This window comes from Mesorhizobium sp. M5C.F.Ca.IN.020.32.2.1 (assembly GCF_004023105.1).
Classification (GTDB): domain Bacteria; phylum Pseudomonadota; class Alphaproteobacteria; order Rhizobiales; family Rhizobiaceae; genus Mesorhizobium; species Mesorhizobium wenxiniae.
Window position 1 is genome coordinate 1 of record NZ_RZSX01000594.1, and the last position, 4,097, is coordinate 4,097.

Genomic DNA, 4,097 nt, shown 5'->3' on the forward strand with positions numbered 1-4,097 from the left:
GTCGAGGCACCGCGTGCAGCCGGTGATGCGCGATCTCGAATGGGCGCACAGATCGGCGGAGAAATCGATGAAGCGCGGCTTGTCGAACTCGCCCACCAAGTCGGCAGCCCTTGCGATCGCAGTGGCGACGGAGGCGCGATCGCCGGGATCGGCCTTCACGTAGCCGTCGCGCAATTCATGGGCAGGAAAAAACGGAACTCCGCCGGAGAGATCAAGGATGATGTCGGCGTTCGAGACGGCTCCATCGCGCGATATCCCGAAGCGAAGCCGATCGCGCGAAGATGGATTGGGCGCCGCGAAATCGTCGACCGTCAGCTCGAAGGCGCCGAGATGCCCGCGCGCTTTGCGGATCGTGCCCTGCATGACGGGAAAATCCCAGACCCGGTGCGGCGCAATTTCGCCCGGACGGCTAAGCAACACCGTGACGTCCAGCTTCTCGGCAAGTTGCCGGCCCGCATCGATCGCCGTCGCGTCGCAGCCATAGACCAGGACGACACCATTGCTCGAAAGCGTAACGAGCGCGGGCGCCGAAGCGGGTTCGGCGGCCATAGCGAGCAGGGCCGCCGCTTTCGGGCCGGCAGCAGCAGCGCCTTGCGACCAGCCCCCCGTCTCGCGAATGTTTGCGAAAACCAGATCGCCTGCGAAACCGAGTTCCTCGGCGACCTCGCCGAAAAGCGGCGCCTGTTGCGTGCAGCTGATGGTGACTGCTCCGCCGCTGCTCAGGGCGCTGCGCACCCGGTCGAGCTCCGCGCCACAGAACTGGTCCCCCGCCTCGACCCGTGCGCCCGGGCATCCGCGGGCGACGCTGGCGCCGAAGCCCGGCATGCTCCGCTCGCAGGAGCAGACCAGGACCGTGGGTTGTTTGGCCAGGCTCATTCCGACTCCCGTGGCATCTTCCTTGCCCACGCGGTAGCGCCTCTTCCTTGGAAGTATTATAAAGACATTACAGTCGCCGTCATCAAAATATGGATCGGCACTATGCGCCCATCTGTCAGCGACCTCCAACTGCCACCGCCTTACAGCCTCGTGCCGCTGAGAGAGGCTGGCGACGCCTTCGCGCATGCCTGCGCGATCGCGGCAGAGGAAGGCGCAGGCACGCTCGCCTGGGTGCGCCGCTACGATCTGGCCGAATTCGCCGTGGTGCTTGAGCCTGAGGAGCCCCTGGAGGAAGCGCGTCGCGCGATCTATGCAGGCATGAACGCGCTCGCCGATGCGCTTGCCGTCCATGCTCCGCCGTCGCGGCCCATCACCTTCGACTGGCCAGGCACTATTCGCGTCGACGGAGTTCTCGTCGGCGGCGCCCGCCTGGGCTGGCCGGAAGGGGCACGGGAGCACGAAATCCCCGACTGGCTCGTCTTCTCAGGCATGATCCGCACTGCCGTCATCCGCGCCGACGAACCCGGTCTGCGTCCGCTGCTTGGCGCGCTTGACGAACTAGGCTTCGCTGCGCTCGATGCCGGTGAGATCGTTGCGAGCTTCTCCCGCCATCTGATGGCCGCATTACACGAATGGAGCGACACCGGCTTCGGTTCGATCGCCAGCCGCTGGCTCGACCGGCTGCCCCGAAAGGGCGATGAGCATACAGAGCTTGCCGGTAACGGAGATCTACTGATTTCCCATATGGCCTCTCAAAGGCTTGGCGAGCGAAAAAGGCTGGCCGAAGCGCTTGCCAGGCCTTCCTGGCTCGATCCGAGGACGGGAACGCCATGGATTTGAAGCTGCCGCGAACGATCCGTCTCGATGCTTCGGACACGTTTGTCTATTCGCGCGCTGCAGGACCAGGCGAATGGGCGGTGACCGGCACCTTCCTGTTCTTCGGCGCCGATACCGCCACGCTTTCCGGCAAGGATCGGCAGGCGTTCCGCGCCGGGTTCCTCGGCATTGACAGCTTCGGCTGGTCCACCCTCGTCGTGGTCACGGACGCGACCGCGCTTGACCGCGCGGCAGCCGTCGATCGGCTGGCCGAGCAGCTTGTGGTGCGATGCGGTGCGCCGGACATCGAAACGGCGCGCGTCGCCGCCGAAGAGGAGATCGCCTTCGCGCAATCGCTGTGCGACCACCCGCCGAACACGCTGATTGGGGTCAACCGCACCAGCGAACAGGCCGGCATCCGAGAGTCGTTCCGCACCCTGCATCGTAAGGCGAGCCGGCTGGAGCCGGCAACGGCATTCCGCTTCGTCGAAATCGAGGGTGAAGACGCGTCGACGGAAAAGTTCGATCTCTTTGCATTCGCCGGGAGGCAGAAGTGAAGGATTTCTGGATTTCCTCCGGTCATCACCTTCTCGACAGAGATGAGGCCGGGCGCCTGCTCGTGACCGACTCCTTTCTGAAGGCATATTTTGCCCGGCCAGAGCTTCTCCCCCCCGAATCCGCCTGCCCGGCGGAGTTGCGCCTGCATCACGAACTTTTGATGCATCATCCGCGCCGGCCGGTCGCAAAGGAGGAGATCGCCGCCTTGGAGGATCCGGATGCGCGCGAGAACTGGCAGTTCATGATTGCCTTTCGCGATCATGTGCTGGCCGCTCCCTCACTCGAAGCCGCATACCTCGCGCTGGCGCGCGGCTCGGCGGAAAATATCCCCCCGCTGTTCATGAACCAGCTTGCCCAGGTCGTGCTGCGCAATGCGCTGGACGGTCAGCATGACGCCTGCGTTCTGCGAGCCGCCGAGCTGTTTTATCGGCCGCAACGCGTGACGTCTCACGAGGGGGCTGTGCTTCTCGCCGATGCCGAAACAATCGAACTGCATGAACAGAACCGCCATGCCTCGCCGCTCCTCAACATGCTTGGTGGTCCAGCTGTCACGGAACTCGAGATACTCGACGATAAGAATCCCGAGAGTTACTTCGCCAGGAGCGACGCTTTCGATATGGTGCTCAAGCTCGGCAGCGCCCGGAGTCCGGCCCGGCGCGGCCTCGCGACCGCAATGGAGATCTGGATTCGCCATCTTGTTGCAGTGGGCGTGGAGATCGAGCCGGTGGAGCGGATCGAGGACGAGGACTGGGCCTGGTTCGTCGGCCTCGACGCCGAAGCGACCCGCATCGGCAATACGCTCTGGGCCGGCGGCGAACTCGACGCGGAGACAGCAAAGCGCGTCGTTGCACTATTCCGGCTCAGCTTTTCCGACACAGGCGAAGTTCAGCCGGCAGTGGGCGCCAGGCCCGTCTGGCTCATAATGGCCATGACCGCCGACCGAACGATCCGCATGAAGCCGCAGAACCTCATCGCAGGCCTGCCGTTTCGCGCCCCGGGGACGGTGAATTAGGAGGTTTGGTGCCATGGTGCGGGAGACTGCGGAAGTCGGGGTGATCGTCGAGCGACGGGCTCTGAACAGCCCGTGGGTCGACCATGTCTGGGTGCCCGTGGCCGTGTTGGCGGGCGCGCCGTGCGCGGCGCCATGGTCAGTGCTGCACGAATCCGACGGCCTGACGCGTTTCTATGCCGGAACTTTCAAGCTCGAGCTCTTCGGGTGCGACACGGGCATGTACCGGGACAACCTCCGTTCGGGGCGGCCTAGCCTCTGGATCGCGCTCCGGTCGAGCCCTGCTCCACCCGGAGTTGTGCTGCACCTGGTGACCGCTGACCCTTTCGAAGGCGAGTCGCTGACAGAAGCTGGCCCCGACATCATCGAGGCCGTGCCTATGCCGATCGAGCTTCAGCAATGGGTGGCCGCCTTCATCGAGACGCATCACGTTGAGCGTCCCTTCATCAAGCGCAAGCGCGATCGGGCGGACAGCAATGCCCTGGCGAGGCGCGGTCCTCGCTCCGGAACGATGGATGATGCCGAATGAGCGCGGGAAATGACAATGTCTTCGCCCGCTGGTCGCGCCGAAAACAGGCGGCGCGTTACAGCGCGACTGCGGAGCCGCAGAAGGATCAGCTTGCGCCTGACGAAGCTGTGGCGCCAGCGGGTGTTGGGGAGCAGCTTGCACGAGCAATTGCGGAGCCGGAGGCCGCCGAGCCTGCCGAGCCCCTCCCCCGTGTTGAGGATTTGACCGCCGAAAGCGACCTTTCAGCCTTCCTGCGCAAAGGCGTGCCCAAGATGTTGAAGCGCGCCGCATTGCGCAGGATGTGGTCGCTCGATCCGGCAATTCGTGATC

At 64.6% G+C, this 4,097-nt stretch carries 5 protein-coding genes and 1 pseudogene; 5 read left to right on the forward strand and 1 reads right to left on the reverse strand.

What is annotated here, in order from left to right:
• A pseudogene (locus tag EOA86_RS24990) lies at window positions 1–876 on the reverse strand (4Fe-4S ferredoxin); the annotation flags it as partial.
• A gap of 102 nt (window positions 877–978) precedes the next feature.
• Here EOA86_RS24990 and EOA86_RS24995 point away from each other — a divergent pair.
• The 5 genes from EOA86_RS24995 to EOA86_RS25015 all read left to right on the forward strand — a co-directional run.
• On the forward strand, window positions 979–1,716 hold the full coding sequence (locus tag EOA86_RS24995) for a biotin/lipoate--protein ligase family protein (protein WP_127209323.1): 738 nt from the start codon (window positions 979–981) through the stop codon (window positions 1,714–1,716).
• Window positions 1,707–2,249, forward strand: a complete 543-nt coding sequence (locus EOA86_RS25000; RefSeq protein ID WP_128344118.1) for a DUF6505 family protein — start codon at window positions 1,707–1,709, stop codon at window positions 2,247–2,249. The genes EOA86_RS24995 and EOA86_RS25000 overlap by 10 nt, the downstream gene beginning before the upstream one ends.
• The gene (locus EOA86_RS25005; protein ID WP_095518961.1) at window positions 2,246–3,262 is read left to right on the forward strand and encodes a DUF6352 family protein; all 1,017 of its coding nucleotides are present in this window, start codon (window positions 2,246–2,248) and stop codon (window positions 3,260–3,262) included. Before EOA86_RS25000 ends, EOA86_RS25005 begins: the two co-directional genes overlap by 4 nt.
• A gap of 13 nt (window positions 3,263–3,275) precedes the next feature.
• Window positions 3,276–3,788: a DUF3305 domain-containing protein gene (locus EOA86_RS25010; RefSeq protein ID WP_128344120.1), complete on the forward strand. Its 513-nt coding sequence runs from the start codon at window positions 3,276–3,278 to the stop codon at window positions 3,786–3,788.
• Window positions 3,785–4,097: DUF3306 domain-containing protein (locus EOA86_RS25015; protein ID WP_164891960.1), on the forward strand; the 313-nt coding region annotated here is incomplete at its 3' end. The genes EOA86_RS25010 and EOA86_RS25015, both read left to right, overlap by 4 nt.